Below are 18,108 nucleotides of genomic sequence, written 5' to 3'. Positions count from 1 at the left end.
GACATAGGAAGTGAAGTTTGGTATGATCTCGCGTCCATAATATCAAAATACCGATCGCACCGATCGACTAAATCTCAAATCAGTATCTACGCGATCGATCGTTGTGAGCGATTGTATCTTATGTTTAAATTAGGCTGGAAACACCAAAGACAAATCGGGAAAACCCGGAATTGCAACAGCTTCATCGGGCAGACCAACTCGTTGCGATCGATAATTAAAATCTCCTTGTCTTTTTTGATCAGGTTCGCTGTACATTTCCAGTTGATTATCAACCAAGTTAAATATCCAATAATTAGAAATCCCTGCTTCCGCGTAGAGAAATAACTTAGTTTCGCGATCGTACTTCAAAGTAGAATCCGAAACCTCAATTACCAACAAGATATCCGCAGTATTACTAATTTTAACCGCCCGGTCTTCTTCAACCCGCTCTCTAGTGGGTGCAAGTTTGTGTAGACGCGAATTCCATGTGCTCGGTCTTCTTACACCATCTGATTCGAGGATACATCAGGAGCGATCGTCCGACCAACTTCACCCGCAAGCACTTGCGTAGCAGACGCAGCAGTCAATTGCCCGTAAGAGTTTGCGCCCAAACCATTAACTTGACGCATCAAAGTGCCCATTTCCAAAGCACTCATCGCATAATTCCAGCCCAAATTGCTCTTAATTCCCGCCCTTTCCAAAGCTTGCTGCATCGTGTCAGTCGTCACCACCCCAAAAATCACCGGCACACCAGTTTGAAAAGCAGCCGCAGCAATTCCCTTAGAAACCTCACCAGCTACAAAATCGAAATGAGGAGTTTGGCCGCGAATTACCGCACCCAGACAGATTACCGCATCGTAGCGGCCAGAAAGAGCAGCTTTGCGCGCCACCAATGGAATCTCAAAACATCCCGGAACCCAATAAAAATCAACTTGATTCCCCTCAGGATTAATATCAACCCCGTGGCGTTTCAAACAATCTTGACATCCTTCCAAAAGTTTGTTGACAATCAAATCATTAAAACGACCGATCACAATCGCAAATCGTAAAGATTCTGTTTGAGTAAAAGTTCCCTCGAAAACAGTCATAGTGTTTCTAGTTTAGATTTTAGGTTTTAGATTTTAGTTTTTTGTTGGCGAGAAGGCAAAAGTTAGAAAGCTGAAACATCTCATCTTAATTTCAAGTGCAAAAATATACAGGTTCGTCGTGCTGGCTGTAGAATTCCTAGCTTCTGCCGAATGCGGAATGACTTTAAATTACTGGTTAATGCCTTCAACCTTCTATCTTTTACCTTCTTTTTTCGATAGTCTTAGGCGAAATTAAACTACCAAAAAGTTTAAGACACCGACTGCAATAACCAGTAAGAACCAGAGACCAGAACCAGCATAAATCAGCGTTTTAGACTGATTCCAGTTTTGGGGAGAGGCATAGGCAACTGGCACGCCAACAACCATCACAAAAGACAGTAGCACGAGACCTAGTAAAACCACTTGAAACAGAATTGATAACATCTTTTCTCCTTTTGATATAACCGTGCGTGGACGAGAAATAGTTTGTCATAACCTGGCAAAACATTCCAGATTATAGTTTTTGACAATTTCCAGATGGTCCATCGAGAAATTGTCGGTTGATTGATACGAAAGAGACTGTGCAAATTCGAGCATGGCGCGAACAGGCCTTAGTAGCTCTTGAGATTTTTATCAATTTTATCATTGTTCGCAGCACAGAAAACTGGATTCGATACTGGCTGAAGCTTATATTAAACAGTCCAGGACGCACTTGCAACCTCAGAAACCGGGTTTCTTTCGTGATTTATCGTTCCTTGTCGCCAATTTTTCGTAGAAACCCGGTTTCTAGCCCATGCGTAAGTCATGTTAAAGCCCGATCGCCCGATCCGGTATCCGAGCACCAGAAATTGCTAGTGTGGGAGTGAGAGATGCGAGATTTTCGGCTATGGACTTAGTTTTGTGCCACACAACAGCAGATTTTGACAGCTTGGGCGCGGCGGTGGGACTTTGCGTGCTGCGCCCCGGTAGCAGAATCGTGCTGACTGGCGGTTGTCACCCGACGGTGCGAGATTTTTTGGCGCTACACCGCGACGAGTATCCGCTGATTGAACGTCGATCAGTCAATCCGCAACAAATTCGATCTATTAGTATAGTGGATGCCTCACAGCGCCATCGACTAGGAAAAGCCGCCGAATGGCTAGACTTGCCACACCTCAACGAAATAGCCGTTTTTGATCACCACCTACAAGCTGATTTGGACATCCCCGCCACGGTGACACAGATTGAAGCAGTTGGCGCAACCACCACATTAATTGTCGAACAACTGCGGGAAAAGCTCAAAAATGCAGCCGAAAATGGCGATACAGTGTCCCAGCTTTTACCTTCGGAAGCCACAGTCATGGCCCTCGGTATCCACGTCGATACAGGTTCCCTCACCTTTGAGGGCGCAACCGCGCGAGATGCAATGGCTTTAGCGTGGTTAATGGAACAAGGAGCGAGTTTGCGGGTAATCGCGGAATATGTAGAACCCGGTTTGTCTCCCCAATTGCAGGATTTGCTGAGAGAAGCGTTGGAGAATTTGCGATCGCAAACCTTGCATGGTTATACAGTAGCTTCAGTATTACTATCTACTGAATCTTATGTTCCCGGACTTTCGGCGCTGGCTTCTCGCTTGCTGGATTTGACTGAAACCGATGCTCTACTTTTAGGTAATGTTTATAACTTTAGCGAAAATGACAACCGCAACATTGCTGAATCGCCAGTTTCCAACCGCTTAGCTATTATCGGTCGATCGCGCATCGAAGGCACAAACCTCAGCGAATTATTCAAACCCCTCGGCGGCGGAGGCCACGCCCGCGCCGCATCCCTCGCTACACGGGATGTTGATCCGCTGCTGACTTTGAATCAATTAGCCGACCAACTCAAAGCTCAAATCCCCCATCCTCCAACCGCCCGCGAATTAATGTCATCTCCAGTGCGGAGCATTCGCCCGGAAACTTCCGTCGGAGAGGCTCACCGTATCCTCCTACGCTACGGACATTCGGGGCTTTCCGTGGTCGATTCGGGCGATCGGCTTACCGGGATTATCTCGCGCCGCGACATTGACATTGCCTTGCACCACGGTTTCAGTCACGCCCCAGTTAAGGGTTACATGACTCCGCAGCTCAAAACCATCGCCCCGGATACCTTGCTGCCAGAAATTGAAGCTTTAATGGTGACATACGATATCGGGCGTTTGCCAGTATTGGAAAACGGCCAACTGGTGGGAATTGTGACTCGCACTGATGTATTGCGGGAGTTGCACCAGCAAAAGGCGCGAGATAGCGGCAGTAATACTGAGTTGTCTAATTGTCCCATGCCCGAATCGGTTGAGCAGTTGTTGCGATCGGGCATTAGTAGCGAATTATGGCAATTATTGTCGATCGCAGCCAATATTGCCCAAGAACGCGGCTGGCAACTTTATATTGTCGGTGGAGCAGTCCGGGATTTACTGTTAGCCACGGATGATAAACTGGCACTCACTGATATTGATTTGGTAGTCGATGGCAACTGCGGCACCGACGATTCAGGTGCTGGAGTAGAGTTAGCTGCATCGCTGCAAAAGCTTTACCCAGACTCGCGTTTAGACGTTCACGGTCAATTTCAAACCGCCGCGCTTTTATGGCACAAAGACTCGGCTTTCGGCTCGCTGTGGCTGGATATCGCTACGGCTCGTACTGAATTTTACCCTTATCCGGCTGCAAATCCTGAAGTTGAAGCGAGTTCGATTCGCCAAGATTTGTACCGCCGAGATTTTACAATTAATGCGCTGGCTGTGCGGTTGGGTGTGCCTCGCAGTGGCGAATTGTTAGATTTTTTTGGCGGTTTGCTAGACTTGGAAGCGCGCCAAATTCGAGTTTTGCACGCCAATAGTTTTATCGAAGATCCGACGCGAATTTATCGGGCTGTGCGGTTTGCGGTGCGGCTGGGATTTTCCATTGAGTCGCAGACTGAAGGATACATCCGCAACGCTTTGGAAAGTGGGATTTATTACCGGATTCAGGGAGAAAATGGCAGAGCTCCGGCTTTAGAAACTCGGCTGAAAAGTGAGTTAAAGTACATTTTGCAAGCTCCTTATTGGCAGGCTGCTTTACAAATGCTGGGAGATTTGCAGGCTTTGCGCTGTATTCATCCTACTTTGGATTTGGATCGCGAATTGTGGCGCAGGTTGCGTTTACTCGATCGATGTTTGAATGGAAGGAAGAAGGAAGAAGGAAGAAGGAAGAAGCAAGAAGCAAGAAGCAAGAAGCAAGAAGGAAGAAGAAAGAAGGAAGCAACTATTACCGATTCGCGATTCCCAATTGCCAATTCCCAATTACAAATTCCCAATTCCCAATTCCCAGTTATCAATATTCCTGATTGGCTGATGCGGCTGGAAGTTTTGATCGCTTATTTAGCACCGGAATATCGGGTTAAGGTAGCGGGAAATGTTCAGTTACCTGCTGACAGTATTAAACGGCTGCAACATTTGGAAGCTGGAAATCAGGAATTAGCAGAGAATTTGCCGAAGTGTAAGTTACCGAGTCACTTGGTGTTTTTGTTGAGGAATTATGAGTTACCGCTGCTAATTGCGATCGCCCTTCAAAGCCCCCGAAGTATCCGTCGCCAGATTTGGGAATACCTCACCAAGTGGGCAAATGTTGAGTCGCCTTTAAACGGCAAAGACTTGAAGGCATTGGGTTACAAGCCCGGGCCTGGGTTTAAACGGATGTTGGATGATTTGTTGGCTGCTGCGTTGGATGGTCATTTGGGCGATCGGGCTACTGCGATCTCTTTCTTAGCACAACATTATCCTCAATCTTAGCATGGTGTGTGTTAAGCTGTTTTGCATTTAAATCGTATGTCGAAAAATAATCAAACTCTTGTGGGCCGATGCTCCGACGCTGCCCCGAATATACAATTTAAATGTGCAACAGCTTAGGACATTCTTAATTCCTTCTTCCTTTTTTCTTCTTCCTTTTTTCTTCTTCCTTTTTTCTTCTTCCTTTTTTCTTCTTCCTTTTTTCTTCTTCCTTCTTCCTTCTTCCTTCTTCCTTCTTCCTTCTTCCTTCTTCCTTCTTCCTTCTTCCTTCTTCCTTCTTCCTTCACAAGCCGATCGCAAATTATTGATATTTCTAGAATTCACGTGAAAAAACAGCGCCCTCCTGGTTTAATCGCAATTGTCCTTTACAAAAGTTTTGTTGCTGCCCTCTTGACAGCAACTTCGATCGCTTTGCTTTTAGCACTAAAAAATCATCAAGCCTTGGAAGATTTTTCAGAATCTTTCTTCTTAGAATCAAAGCTTAAAATTGTTGAATTTTTATTAGACAAAATTCTCATGCTCAAAACTAAAACTTTACTATTTAGCGGACTTGCCGCCGCAATTTATGCAGGTTTGACTGCTGTTGAAGCAGTTGGTTTATGGTACGAAAAAGGCTGGGCCACAATTTTAGTTTTAGTGCTGGTAGGCATCAGTATCCCGCCAGAATTATATGAGTTAGTTCAGGGTGTCACCGTACTTAAATTAGGTGCATTCATCGCAAATGTAGCCGTGTTATGGTATTTGCTGCACCATTTGCCGAAGCACGGTAACAGTTGACAGTTAACAGTTGACAGTTAACCTATCAATTTCAATTTAAAAGTATAAAATCGTTCAAAAGTCAAGTAAACATTTAAATATTTACATAAATCGGTCAATTGTAAAGATTTAATAAAGCAAAGAGGGGTTATACCCCCCATGCGTTATAGTCAAATTAATAGATGCACCCTGATGGCTTTCCCGTTCCACAAGAGCGGGATTTTTATTGGGCAATTATTGTGTTAAGTTTTAAGACAACTGCTACAGATAAATTGATATGGCAGAGATCAAGCCAAAAGTAGGGCGCAGGTCGATCGAATATTAGTCCTAAAGAAAGCGAAATAACCCAAAGGCGGTAGCATAGTTTGGGAACCGGCCATCAACAAAAGATGAACTCAGCGCCAGCAACAGTCCTGCAACAGGGCAAATACCAAATCAACGCGACTTTAGGCAGAGGAGGGTTCGGCATCACTTACCGAGCTACCCACACCCAATTAAACCAAACCGTCGTACTCAAAACCCTCAACGAAAGTCTGCGCCAACACCCAGCATCTGCCCAGTTTCAGCAGCAGTTTATTGCCGAAGCCCAACGCCTGTCGCGGTGTCAGCATTCCAACATCGTTAGGATAATTGACTTTTTTGAAGAAGCCGGACAGTCTTTTATCGCGATGGACTACATTCCCGGCAAAACCCTCGCCCAAATAGTCGAAACCGATCAGCCACTGCCAGAAGCCCAGGCTCTGCACTACATTCGGCAAATAGCCTCAGCCGTAAGTACAGTTCACCACAGCGGATTGCTACACGGAGACATCAACCCAGAAAATATGATCCGGCGAGATGATTCTCATCTAGTAATGTTGATAGACTTCGGTATTGCGCGCGACTTTACCGCCGGCACCAAACAAACTCACACTAACTTGCTGTCTCCGGGCTACGCGCCGATCGAACAATACCTCTATGACGGTAAATGTACACCGGCCACAGATGTCTATGCGATCGCAGCCACCCTCTACTACTTGCTCTCCGGCGTACCGCCCGTAGCAGCACCCCTGCGCGATCGCATTCCCCTGGCTTGTTTGCGGCAATTTCAGCCCAACCTCAGCCCCCGAATCGAGCGAGCAATCCTTCAAGGACTCGAAACCGACCCCGACAACCGCCCCCAGACAGTGGAAAATTGGCTTACCATGCTGCAAGAAACAGAGCGAGTATCAGCAGAGAGAACAGGCAAGCAAAGTCTGCGATTGCCCGCACCTCCCCCGCCGCAATTGACTTTCCTAGCGTTTGTCGTAACGGCTGCAATTGCCGGCTGGATGGGTTTTGACCTGGCATGGCGCTACAACAGCACGAGTGTCAGCAGCAACGGATCGACAACTCAAGCCTTCCCATCTCTCGAAGATTTGCTCAAATCCCGCGATTTGTCAGGGCCGATGTTCAGGCAGCCGTCTGTCGAAAGCAGCCCTCTCGTTCCGCTCCAACTCAACAAGGGCCCCAAGCCTACATTAGACAGCAGCACACCCGAACCGATCGACTCCTCAACAGCCATCTCCCAACCTTCTGCGCTCCCGAATCCGCAAACTCCCGCCCCAGAGCCCCAAGCGGAACCTTCAGCATCCCCAACGCCCGATCCCCAAGCGCAGATCTCTGAGTACCCCATTCCAGAACCTAAAACTGAAATCCAGCCAGCACCCGAAGCAGCATCCGCACCAGTACCAGAAGTTCCGCCTCTGCCGCCCGAACCCCGCAGATACTCTTCTCCCGTACCCGCACCAGCCCCGTCTGCTCCCAAGAGTTCTGAAGCTTTTCCACAGGAAGAATCCGCGCCAACAATACCATCACCGGTTGTAGGATCGGCCGAACCGCCAATACCAAGCCAAAGCGGCAGCAATTCCGATACTTCGATCGCACCTTACTCCCCGCCCCCTGTTGCAGAACCAACAGTGCCGTTTCCTGAACCGGCGACAAATTAGTATTCTTTTTGTTGGTTAAAAGGGCGGACTAATACTTGCTTTGAGGAGTGAGTAAATATCAATCGATTGTGGATAAAATAACGCCATTCCGCACCACGGATCATCTCGCACAACCTGCGATCAGCTCATAAAATAGCAACAGCCTATGCCGGAATTTATCGAATATTTCCTATTCCCTAAGCACTCCGAATCCCACGCAAAATAAAACGTATAAATATTTGATATTTAGTTATAAATTATGTTAATATTGAAGCACGATGGCCTGCGTTGTGTGAGATCGCGCATTAGTTCTGCCAACCCTACTAAGCTTGAGAAAGCCTTTAGTAACACCAGAGCTGAGAATGCACCGATTTACCGTGGTGGGGCCCTATGTGCGATCGCGAACCATGAAAAAAATTGTTTGTTTCCCGGCTACGCTCCGGGCAGTAGATCATTTCCGGCAAACTTCCTTTCTTTGGGAACAAGCACCATCGAGGAGAATCAAGTTATAATTTGTTGCGGAAGCGCACAGAGATTTTTTTATGAGTAAACCACCAGTTCATGCTTTTTTTGTAGGCAGAGCAGTTGCCGAAGCACTATACGAGCAATTAGAAAGCGCAGCAACCAACGCTTTCTCCGAACTCGGCAAATTTGATGCCGAACAAAGAGAACGCCTGCGCCAGTTCACCGATCGAGTTGTAGAACGCGCAAATCGATCTGCGGATGAAGCAATGCAGACCAGAGGCACTGCAACCAGCACCACTACCATTCAAGACATCCATCCCGCCGACTTGCAAGTCACCATTGACGAACTGCGCGCCGAAGTCGCCCTGGTGCGATCAGAATTACAGCGCTACCGCAGCAGTTTGCCTTAAAAAAGGGCGATCCGACCGCAACAACTATTATTTACGACTACGTGAGCGCAAAGCAATGCGCTCCTGCGCTCCTAAGTAGGTCATTGCAAAAAAACAATAGTATCTGGTAGGGGCGGGTTTAGCTAAGAATCACGAGATACAAGCGAGTTTATCAAGGCAAAACCCGCCCTCATCCTCCCTAATGTTTATTTGTACCCACCTTCCTACCTGCAATCAAAGCTACAACATAAAATAAGCAATTTGGGAACCCAAGTGTCTGCTCTCCTTGATGACTCTGTTAATCGCCAGCGCTCCCCCAAGCGCACTAGCGAAGCCGATGAGCTAAAAACTGCTGGTAAATCCTACAAAAGTAAAGCTTATCGCTGGAATCGCGAAAAATACTCCCGGAAGCGGCGCTTCTTCGACATTTGGGCCTTTGTCCTGCTCTGGCTGGCTTCGCTGTGGCTCGACAGCAAAAATTGGAGCTACTGGGGAGGCGTAACTGAAGAAAAAAAAGTTTCCAGACGCCGCTTTCAAGCTATCTGGGTTCGAGAAACACTCTTGGATTTAGGCCCGACTTTCATTAAAGTTGGACAATTATTTTCCACCCGTGCCGATTTGTTCCCCGCAGAGTTTGTCGAGGAACTTTCTAAACTGCAAGATAAAGTGCCTGCTTTCAGCTACGAACAGTTAGAGATAATTGTCGAGCAAGATTTGGGCAAGACAGTTCAGGAACTCTACCGCAGCTTTGACCCGGTGCCCTTGGCCGCTGCTAGTCTCGGTCAGGTACACAAAGCTCAACTGCATTCGGGCCCAGAAGTCGTAGTCAAAGTGCAACGCCCTGGACTGCGGAAGCTGTTTGAAATAGATTTGCAAATTCTTAAGGGAATTGCTCGTTACTTTCAAAACCATCCTAAGTGGGGCCGCGGCCGAGATTGGATGGGGATTTATGAGGAATGTTGTCGCATTCTATGGCTGGAAATTGACTATCTCCATGAAGGCCGCAATGCTGATACTTTTCGCCGCAATTTTAGCAACTGCGACTGGGTGCAAGTGCCGCGAGTTTATTGGCGGTACGCGGCTCCGCGAGTGCTGACTTTGGAATACTTACCAGGGATTAAAATCAGTCACTACGAAGCTCTCGAAGCTGCCGGGATCGATCGCAAATTAATCGCTCAGTTAGGCGCCAAAGCCTATTTGCGGCAGTTGCTCAACGATGGTTTTTTCCACGCTGACCCACACCCCGGTAATATCGCTGTTAGTGCCCAGGGATCTCTGATTTTCTATGATTTCGGCATGATGGGGCAAATTCAGTCCAACGTCCGCGAAGGACTGATGGAGACTCTCTACGGCGTTGCTTCTAAGGATGGACAGCGGATTATGGATTCTCTCATCAATCTGGGCGCTTTGGTTCCGACAGGTGATATGAGTCCAGTGCGCCGATCGATCCAGTATATGCTGGATAACTTCATGGACAAGCCTTTTGAAGAGCAGTCGGTGAGCGCGATTACCGACGACCTTTACGATATTGCCTACGACCAACCTTTTCGCTTCCCAGCTACCTTTACTTTTGTAATGCGAGCTTTTTCAACAATTGAAGGGGTCGGTCGGGGTTTAGATCCCGAGTTTAACTTTATGGAGGTGGCACAACCTTTTGCCATGCAGCTTATGAGTAATGGAAATGGACCTGATGCAACTAGCAGCATTTTTAACGAACTCGGCCGCCAAGCGGCTCAGGTGAGTTCGACTGCTTTGGGTTTGCCCCGCCGGATTGAGGAGACTATTGATAAACTCGAACAGGGAGATTTGCGGATTCGCGTCCGTTCTGCCGAAGCTGAGCGGTTGATGCGTCGCATGACCAGTGTTCAAATGGGCACGAATTATACTTTGATGATGAGTGCTTTTACTTTGTCTGCGACAATTTTGTTTGTCAGCAATCAAGTCTGGGCGGCTGTCGCTGTGGGGTTGCTAGCTGCTGGTGCGGGATTAGCTCTGCTGCGTTTGTTCCGACGGATCGATCGATTAGACAGAATGTCATAATGCGGGTAATTTGGGATCAAAAATTTCCGGCTTGAGATTTCTCACCAGCCAAAATTTGACGAGTGAATGTTAAGTTTTGGCTGGCTGACAACGGATTTATAAAATTCACAGCACTTACTTTGATGCTCAAAACTTGGCTTTCTTGATTTTTAGCCAGCCAAACCTCTAATTTTTGGTAGAAATCCAGTTTTTTGGGGCAGCCGCTGGTTCAGGCGGCTTGATTTACGGAAATTTGCAGACGGAATGAGCATCAGACGATCTACAATGTAAGGCTAATGAAGTACAATTTTTCCAAGACTAGCGATCGGCAGAAATTTCAAGTCTCGTTCGGGATTTAAGTTTTGTTATCAAAAATTGCACCAGTTAAATCAAGATTTCAAGTTCGATGAGTCCAATCACCCAATCTATGAAACGCTCTTTCGCAGGTAAGACAGACACAGGGCTAGTTCGTTCCGTAAATCAGGATTCGTACTACATAGACCCTGACGGGCGATTTTTCATAGTGGCTGACGGCATGGGAGGACACGCCGGAGGTCAAGAAGCCAGCCGGATTGCGACTGGGGCGATTCAATCTTATTTGATCGAACATTGGGAAGGGCCTGAAGATTCTCCACAGTTGTTGGAAAAGGCTTTTTTAATTGCCAATCAAGCAATTTTGACGGATCAGCTTGACCATCCTGAGCGCGCTGATATGGGTACTACGGCTGTGGTTCTGATCTTTAGGGATGAGGGCAGACCTTGGTGCGCTAATATCGGGGACTCTCGTTTGTACCGGCTGCACGGAGCTCGCTTGGAGCAGATTACTGAAGACCAGACTTGGGTGGCTCAGGCTGTGAAAAGAAAGGCCCTGACTCCGGATCAGGCTCGCAGTCATCCTTGGCGTCACGTTTTGTCCCAATGTTTGGGCCGCGATGATTTGCGGGAAATAGATATTTTGCCGGTGGACGTAAAGCCTGGGGATCGCTTGCTGCTGTGCAGTGACGGCTTGACTGAGGAACTTTCCGATCCTTTGATTGCTTCGCCTCTGAAGTCGATTCGCGCTGGCGAGGGTGCTGCAATTGCCTTGATTGAAGCAGCTAAGGATAAAGGGGGACGGGATAATATTACTGTGGTGATCGTGACGATGGATTTAAAATAATATTCTCGCGCCCTCGCGCACCTCAAAATCTCAAAATCTCTCAATCTCCCAACCTAAAATCTAAAATCGAATGGTTCGCGTTATCGGTTTGATCAGCGGCACCTCGGTGGATGGCATTGATGCTGCTTTGGTGGATGTGGTCGGTTCCCAAACAGACTTAAAAGTGAATTTGGTGGCCGGCAAGACTTTCCCTTATCCTGCTACTTTGCGATCGCAAATTCTCTCGGTTTGCAGCGGCTCAGCTTTGTCAATGGTTGAATTCGCCGAATTAGATGATGCCATCGCCCAAGAATTTGCCGCGGCAGCCTTGACAATTCAAGCAGAATATGATAAAGCAGAATTAATTGGCTCTCACGGTCAAACCGTCTACCACCGACCGCCAGGGAATGCCGAAAAGAGCAGTGTTTCTGCTGCACACACGCCCGGCTCAGATATGGGTTACAGCTTGCAACTCGGCCGGGGCGCACTCATTGCGCAATTGACAGGCATTACTACTGTGAGCAATTTTCGATCGGCAGACATTGCCGCAGGGGGTCAAGGAGCACCCTTAGTCCCAATAGTTGATGCCTGCCTGCTAGCCGAACCCAACCGCAGCCTCTGCATCCAAAATCTCGGTGGAATTGGAAATTTTACTTATCTTCCTGCTAGGAGAGATGAAGAATTGGCGGACAAGTCTGTGGTTTCGCATCTAGGCGATGGTATCTTGGGCTGGGATACGGGGCCTGCAAATTCGCTTTTAGACTTGGCAGTGGAACACTTCTCAGACGGTGCTAAAACTTGTGATCAAGGTGGAGCTTGGGCCGCCAGCGGGACTCCCTGTCAAGCTTTAGTAGAAAATTGGCTCCAGCAAGCATTTTTCCTCCAAGCACCTCCCAAATCTACAGGGCGAGAGTTATTTGGTGTAGACTATTTTAACCGTTGTTTGGTCGAGGCTCAAGGTTACAACCTCAGTCCTGCTGATGTGCTGGCTACTCTGACAGAACTGACTGTTGCTTCGATCGTTCACAGTTACCAAACTTTTTTGCCACAAATGCCCGATCGAGTTTTACTGTGTGGGGGCGGCAGCCACAATCTCTACTTGAAACGCCGATTGCAAGCACAATTGCATCCAGTGCAAGTGTTGACTACTTCTGAGGCCGGCTTGAGTGTAGATTTTAAAGAGGCGATCGCTTTCGCGGTTTTAGCCGCCTGGCGGGTTCGGGGTATTCCCGGCAATCTGCCTCAAGTTACTGGTGCTTGCGCACCGGTTCTGTTAGGAGAAATTAACTCTTGTTGGCACAGTTGGGCATGATAGCATAGAGTCTGAGGGACAACGGCTGTGCGTTGTTGCACCAGCATTTTAGCCAGCAGGAAAAGCATAGGAACAGCACTGTGGCTCACACGTTTTTAATGGAATCAGGCCAATGGACGCTCGAAGGAAGTTGGATTGAGCGCAATGGCGTGCCAATTACGGTTAAAGGTAAAACTTTAGTCAGTTGGAACCGAACAGATTGGTTCAATATGGTGACGAAGCTCGTGTTTCCTGGGGGCGATCGGGAAGAAATTATTTTGCAGTACCGAGGACACCTCGACAGCGATGAACGGCAGTATACTTTTGTACTCCAACACAGCGAACTCGGCCGCGTCGAGGGCGAAGGTTGGATTGCTCCTCAGTCGATCGTCCAACGTTACTGGGTACTCGGAGATGAACGCCAACGACGGACGGGTTTTGATACCCTCCACCGCGTTGATGACAACCGCTACTACCAATCTAGCGGCATCATGTCTGGTCATTACTTGACGAGTACGATGGAGGCAACTCTAGAACGTCAGGCGGAATAACTCTTTCTAGGGTTACAAGTTGCGAGTTCTGGGGTTTGATATCAAAATTGAAGGTCTTGCTAGTCGGAGGTCGCGCTCAGATGTCCGACTAACGCCATTCTTTTCAAACCTCATCCGCTGCAACTCAAGACAAATCTATTTATATGATTAAAAACTTAAAACTTATTCTCAAAAATTATCCAGGTTTTGAGTCTATCCCAGATCAATTATTTCTGCGATCTGTCACACTGTCGATCGACTAATTGCTCAAATCGACTCCCGAAATTGACTTACATTAAGAAAGAAACGGTCAAATTTTCCCGCTAAATGATGAGTCTGTGCAGATACTTTCTGCCTAAGTCTTCTATAGCAACCGCGCCAAGAACTTCGTAACGGTCTTAACTGCTGAAACCTCTGATTTTATTGCGCATTCCCTCTTCCCTCTTCCCTCTTCCCTCTTCCCTCTTCCCTCTTCCTTCTTCCTTCTGAAGCCTTCTGAAGCCTTGTGTCCAAAGAGTGACGCCCCATCACCCCCAACTCATTTCCATCTGAGGGAAGAGAGTAAGAGACGGAGGTCGCCGACTGCGACTCTAAGCTACTCAAGACCTGGATTGGGTTCTAAACCCCAGTGGTGTTTGAGAAAATGGCGGTACATAGTTTCGCGCAACATCATTTGCTCGTAAAGCTTTACCAAAAACTCCTGAGCTTGTTCGCGGCTCATGTCACTTACCTGGGTTTTGAAGGAACACAGGCTAAATTGCTGCTCCAAAGACAATTCTGCTGGTTGGCTCATGACGGAAGACTCCTCTGTAAGTAAAGGTGACTTGACAGTGAAAACCTGGATTAACCAGATTTGTAAATTGTTTCAGCGATCGGCTGTTGGTTTCAGGATGCCCAGCCAGCCCATATCACTTTAGTATATTACAAAAGGTAACAATTATTTGACAAAGTTACCATCTGTCCAAGGAAATAACTTAAGGATAGAGATGGCGAAATTTCTGCAAAAGTTCCTTCCGCAGCCATATACCAACTATATCTACTTGTTAAAAGAAAAAAGGCTCAGTATGAACCAAAATAATTGAAGCCATTTATACCAAGTCTGGCAGAGATTCTCTCCGGGAGTAGGAGATGGGGAGAGTGGGAGATGGGGAGAGTGGGAAAAATCTCCCTTCTCCCTTATTCCCTCAACATCCATCCATTGACTCCTGTACACTGCTCGTTGCCGAACTTGCTTTTAGCTAATTGGAGGGCCCGACATTCTGCGGTGGAGTTGCCACTCCGGGTCTCAAATTGGGAGTTGTGGGTGCAGGCGAAACCGGAGGAATGCCCAGATTTGCCCCAGAGTTGCTAGGCTGCCCCGGAGCCGGGAGAGGAGATTGAAACTGATTGGGATTGAACTGCTGCTGCCCCGGAGCCGGGAGAGGGGATTGAAACTGATTGGGATTGAACTGCTGCTGTCCTGGAGCCACAGGAGAGGTCAGCGGTTGACCGATATTGCCCGAAGGTGCCGCAGGAATGCCAGAATTGGGAAGCGACGGATTTGGCTGCCCAGAGGAAGCCGAACTAGGTAGTGTTGCCAGGGATACTCGATCGCCCCCTACCTCTCGTAATTTGTCTAAAACCTCCACAACTTTGGCGTATTTAGCATTTTGAGGAGCGTACAACACCGTTAACCCGGCAGGATTTGTCTTCTGGAAACTCTTTAAAACTCGATCGAGCTGTTGGTAATTAACAGGCAATTGGTCTATATAAGTTTGTCCGAAATCGTCAATGCTGACAATCAGCATCTCTCGCACCTGCCTTTGTCCCGTCTTCGCTTTGGGCAAATCAACACTAATTGCTTGCTGGCCAGTCACTTGCAAAGCCGCCAGCAGAAAAAATGTCAGAATGCAAAATATCACGTCAATCAAAGGAAGCAGTTCAATCCGAGCCTCTTCAGCAGGAGTATCTAAGTGAATCTTCATCAGTTCTCCTTTGTTCTAATTATTAGAAGTTGAATCAACATCAGGATCGGAACCTTTCAATTTCGGCTCCCGGTTCCGTTCTCCCGATTCTTGAGAATTGAGAGAACGCCTGTTCAAACCATCGGAACCAAAGGAAGAATTACTGTGTTCTGCACCGGGCGATCCACCTTTAGCATTAGCCGCAGGCCAGTATTGCCTATAAAGCAATTCCAGTTCGTTTCCAGCTTTGCGAAATATTTTTGCCTGATTGAACAAAAAAGCTTGAAATATCCGATAAAATGCCAATGTAAAAATTGCTACTATCATCCCAGTAGCGGTAGTGATTAGCGAGGTGCTGATCCCGTCAGTCACCCCCTTCATTGCCTGCGTGCTGATGTCGCCGCCGATCGAATTGATCGAGTTCATCAAGCCCAAAACTGTTCCCAGCAAGCCCAGCAAAGGGGCTAGAGCGATCGTAGCTTCTAAGATTTTGTCGCCGCGGCGCATAGAAGCCAACTCTTCATCAGCAGAAGCTTCGAGTGCGAGTCGAAATAAATCTGGTTCAGGATTGTACAACCGCAGGGGTGCAGAAAGAAATCGCCCGATCGGCTGACGGTTGGCTTGTCTGGCAATGTCGCTAGCCGCCCCCCAATCGCTGCGGGCCGCTTCGAGAATGCGATTAACTATCTGCTTTTCTTTGCTCAAGAGGCTCGCCCAGAACCACAAGCGCTCGATAATTGTACTTACAGATAGAATCGATAACACCAACAGGGGCCACATGGCGGGGCCGCCTTTTTGAAACAGTTCTTGAATATTCACAATATTGTTGCTCCTGCACTACCCGCTAACTTTTGCTTCTGTTCTACTTTTTTTAACAAATTATCGGCCATTTAATTTTAGCGATTAATGTACTCAGTCCTAGACGCACTCGTAACTAAAGAAACCGGTTCTTGCTACCGAGGCATCGGGCTGCAAAGAAGTATCTTACTCCATCTAATCCGGTTGCTGGGTAAGTCTTGGTAATATTTTCAGCCTCCTTGCGGGCGATCAGGGGGCGACTTCCTCAGAATTCCTCTAAGTCTTCTTGACACATATCTTGCAGCGACTGGTGTTGCAGGCGGCGGGAAGAGCGGCGATATTTTTTAGTTAGCAGCTTCGGTTCGTACTGCTGCGTACCATCCGACTTGGTTTGCTGCTTCAAACTCGATTCGGCACTGCTGGAGTTTTGCAGAGCTTGTTGGCGGACGATCGCCTCTTCCATAAAATTCAAGTAATACTGGTAGCGCTCCCAATCGCCCCGCACCACACAATTCGGCTCCTCTCGGTGCGAACAGTCGCTAAACTGGCAGCTACCCAAAGCCAGCCTCTGGCGCGCTTCTGGGAAATATTCAGCTAACTCGGACGGATCTGATTCCAGAGCCGGCTGATTAAAGCCCGGAGTATCTGCCAAGAGTCCGCCGTCGGGGAGTTCAAATAGTTCGACGTGGCGAGTTGTGTGCCGCCCGCGGCCGAGTTTGCCAGAAACAGCGTTCACTCGCAGCTTCAGCGCCGGAATCAGTTGATTGATTAGGCTAGACTTCCCTACCCCAGAAGGGCCACAAATTATTGTTATTTGGTCTGAGATGTGGCCATCAACGAAGTTCGGCAAAGGATTTTGTACGGAATTTAACAGATCTAACGGATATACCGAATTTGCAACTATGGAGTTATCTTCAGATGGCAACATAGAACCATCTATTTTGTCCGATAGGTGGTTAAAAGCAACTTTTTTGACAGAACTTTTATTTTTAAAATTAGCCAGCGCTTCCTGGACTCCTAAGCCGCTGCGAACACTAATAAACATTGGTTCGTAGCCCCAGCCTGAAAGTCGATCGCGCCACTGTTCCAACTCCTGCGGCGTGACCAAATCGCATTTGTTCAAACACAAACTCACCTCTAAACCTGTAGATTCTGCCTTAACTAAAAACCGAGTTAATGAGGCGGGGTCTAAATCCGGTTCGGCGAGGGCAAAAACCAGGAGAATGCGATCGGCATTAGCGACAGGCGGGCGATTGAGTTCTGTGCGGCGCCCGAAGACTTCTGAAATTGCACCCCGGCGGTCAGTCCAGTCTGGTTCGTCTACCACCACGCGATCGCCCACCATCACCTGTTGACCAATTTTTTTCAGTCGAGTGCGGCGAGTGCATAGGAGAGTTGGAGCATCCACCAAGGATATATGCTCATGAATGCCGACTGCTGGATCTAACCTGACTCGGTAAAAGTTAGCCTGAACAGCCACCACAGTACCGACTAGCAAGGACGAATTCAAGCTCATTCTGCTGCCTTTTGTTCTGGGCGCTGCACTTTCATCGCAAAAAAGCCGGAATCCGACTCATCCGCAATAAATTGCGTTTCGAGAATCTGGTAGCCTTCCATTTTCAGACTATCAGGTACTTGTTCGATCGGCTCCCCAGCGTCCAGCCACACCTCCAAAACAGCACCCGGTGGCATTTGCTCCAAGCGCAGTTTAGTGCGGACAAAATTCAAAGGACACGGAGTCCCCCGCAGATCGATTTTGGCATCTGGGGATTTGGGATGTTCAATTGTGGATGTTGAATTCATAATGCGTTTTTGATTCTCAAATTTCCCATCTCAATTCCTGAAACCCTTATTTTTTCGTGAACCCATTGCCGAGTAATTATTCTACCTGTACAAAATGAGCGCAATTGCGCTCATTTTTTTGAGAGAGAATTAAACCAGTTGTCGGCGAATTATTCTACCGCCGATTTTTGAGACCAATTGGTCTCATTTTTTTGAGGACTACT

General features: G+C 47.7%; 18 protein-coding genes. 8 read left to right on the top strand and 10 right to left on the bottom strand.

Annotated features, from left to right (window positions below; translation table 11 throughout):
- Positions 1-129 precede the first annotated feature (129 nt).
- From QUB52_RS09555 to psbZ, 3 genes are all read right to left on the bottom strand, one after another.
- Entirely contained in the window at positions 130-381 is a 252-nt protein-coding gene (locus QUB52_RS09555) for a Uma2 family endonuclease (protein WP_332976166.1), read from the bottom strand.
- 98 nt (positions 382-479) lie between these two features.
- Positions 480-1,067 (bottom strand): 6,7-dimethyl-8-ribityllumazine synthase, encoded by a 588-nt coding sequence (gene ribH / locus QUB52_RS09550; protein ID WP_332969835.1) that lies wholly within the window; start codon positions 1,065-1,067, stop codon positions 480-482.
- A 231-nt stretch (positions 1,068-1,298) separates the two neighbouring features.
- The gene (psbZ, locus tag QUB52_RS09545) at positions 1,299-1,490 is read right to left on the bottom strand and encodes a photosystem II reaction center protein PsbZ (RefSeq protein ID WP_106148334.1); all 192 of its coding nucleotides are present in this window, start codon (positions 1,488-1,490) and stop codon (positions 1,299-1,301) included.
- A 442-nt stretch (positions 1,491-1,932) separates the two neighbouring features.
- Between psbZ and QUB52_RS09540 the strand changes: the two genes are divergently transcribed.
- The gene (locus QUB52_RS09540; RefSeq protein ID WP_332975410.1) at positions 1,933-4,830 is read left to right on the top strand and encodes a CBS domain-containing protein; all 2,898 of its coding nucleotides are present in this window, start codon (positions 1,933-1,935) and stop codon (positions 4,828-4,830) included.
- A 27-nt stretch (positions 4,831-4,857) separates the two neighbouring features.
- Here the strand turns inward: QUB52_RS09540 and QUB52_RS09535 are convergent, their stop codons facing one another.
- The gene (locus QUB52_RS09535; protein ID WP_332976162.1) at positions 4,858-5,151 is read right to left on the bottom strand and encodes a hypothetical protein; all 294 of its coding nucleotides are present in this window, start codon (positions 5,149-5,151) and stop codon (positions 4,858-4,860) included.
- Between QUB52_RS09535 and QUB52_RS09530 the strand changes: the two genes are divergently transcribed.
- The 7 genes from QUB52_RS09530 to QUB52_RS09500 all read left to right on the top strand — a co-directional run bounded on the left by QUB52_RS09530 (position 5,152) and on the right by QUB52_RS09500 (position 13,382).
- Positions 5,152-5,604 carry a DUF2127 domain-containing protein gene (locus QUB52_RS09530; protein WP_332973704.1) on the top strand — a complete coding sequence of 151 codons (453 nt, stop codon included), beginning with the start codon at positions 5,152-5,154 and terminating at the stop codon, positions 5,602-5,604.
- 368 nt (positions 5,605-5,972) lie between these two features.
- The gene (locus QUB52_RS09525) at positions 5,973-7,550 is read left to right on the top strand and encodes a serine/threonine protein kinase (RefSeq protein WP_332973703.1); all 1,578 of its coding nucleotides are present in this window, start codon (positions 5,973-5,975) and stop codon (positions 7,548-7,550) included.
- Positions 7,551-8,071: 521 nt separating this feature from the next.
- Positions 8,072-8,404 carry a DUF6825 family protein gene (locus QUB52_RS09520; RefSeq protein WP_265235666.1) on the top strand — a complete coding sequence of 111 codons (333 nt, stop codon included), beginning with the start codon at positions 8,072-8,074 and terminating at the stop codon, positions 8,402-8,404.
- 252 nt (positions 8,405-8,656) lie between these two features.
- Positions 8,657-10,423: an ABC1 kinase family protein gene (locus QUB52_RS09515; RefSeq protein WP_265235665.1), complete on the top strand. Its 1,767-nt coding sequence runs from the start codon at positions 8,657-8,659 to the stop codon at positions 10,421-10,423.
- A 406-nt stretch (positions 10,424-10,829) separates the two neighbouring features.
- Positions 10,830-11,561, top strand: coding sequence for a PP2C family protein-serine/threonine phosphatase (locus QUB52_RS09510; protein WP_265235664.1), 732 nt, complete (start codon positions 10,830-10,832; stop codon positions 11,559-11,561).
- Between the two features lie 70 nt (positions 11,562-11,631).
- Positions 11,632-12,852, top strand: coding sequence for an anhydro-N-acetylmuramic acid kinase (locus tag QUB52_RS09505; RefSeq protein ID WP_332973702.1), 1,221 nt, complete (start codon positions 11,632-11,634; stop codon positions 12,850-12,852).
- An 80-nt stretch (positions 12,853-12,932) separates the two neighbouring features.
- On the top strand, positions 12,933-13,382 hold the full coding sequence (locus QUB52_RS09500) for a hypothetical protein (RefSeq protein WP_321161605.1): 450 nt from the start codon (positions 12,933-12,935) through the stop codon (positions 13,380-13,382).
- A gap of 399 nt (positions 13,383-13,781) precedes the next feature.
- On the opposite strand, the gene QUB52_RS09495 is transcribed toward QUB52_RS09500, so the two are convergent.
- The 6 genes from QUB52_RS09495 to QUB52_RS09470 all read right to left on the bottom strand — a co-directional run bounded on the left by QUB52_RS09495 (position 13,782) and on the right by QUB52_RS09470 (position 17,905).
- Positions 13,782-13,964, bottom strand: coding sequence for a hypothetical protein (locus QUB52_RS09495; protein WP_332973700.1), 183 nt, complete (start codon positions 13,962-13,964; stop codon positions 13,782-13,784).
- Positions 13,957-14,154, bottom strand: coding sequence for an NblA/ycf18 family protein (locus tag QUB52_RS09490; protein ID WP_106150106.1), 198 nt, complete (start codon positions 14,152-14,154; stop codon positions 13,957-13,959). Before QUB52_RS09490 ends, QUB52_RS09495 begins: the two co-directional genes overlap by 8 nt.
- A gap of 445 nt (positions 14,155-14,599) precedes the next feature.
- Complete coding sequence (locus tag QUB52_RS09485; protein WP_332973699.1) at positions 14,600-15,325, bottom strand: ExbD/TolR family protein; 726 nt, start codon at positions 15,323-15,325, stop codon at positions 14,600-14,602.
- A gap of 15 nt (positions 15,326-15,340) precedes the next feature.
- Positions 15,341-16,123: a MotA/TolQ/ExbB proton channel family protein gene (locus QUB52_RS09480; RefSeq protein ID WP_332969843.1), complete on the bottom strand. Its 783-nt coding sequence runs from the start codon at positions 16,121-16,123 to the stop codon at positions 15,341-15,343.
- Positions 16,124-16,367: 244 nt separating this feature from the next.
- Positions 16,368-17,618, bottom strand: a complete 1,251-nt coding sequence (rsgA, locus tag QUB52_RS09475; RefSeq protein WP_332973697.1) for a ribosome small subunit-dependent GTPase A — start codon at positions 17,616-17,618, stop codon at positions 16,368-16,370.
- Positions 17,615-17,905, bottom strand: coding sequence for a sulfurtransferase TusA family protein (locus QUB52_RS09470; RefSeq protein ID WP_265235657.1), 291 nt, complete (start codon positions 17,903-17,905; stop codon positions 17,615-17,617). Before QUB52_RS09470 ends, rsgA begins: the two co-directional genes overlap by 4 nt.
- Between the last annotated feature and the right edge of the window lie 203 nt (positions 17,906-18,108).

Source organism: Microcoleus sp. A6-C6 (assembly GCF_036705955.1).
Taxonomy (GTDB): domain Bacteria; phylum Cyanobacteriota; class Cyanobacteriia; order Cyanobacteriales; family Microcoleaceae; genus Microcoleus.
This window is presented reverse-complemented; position numbering and strand designations above follow the sequence as displayed.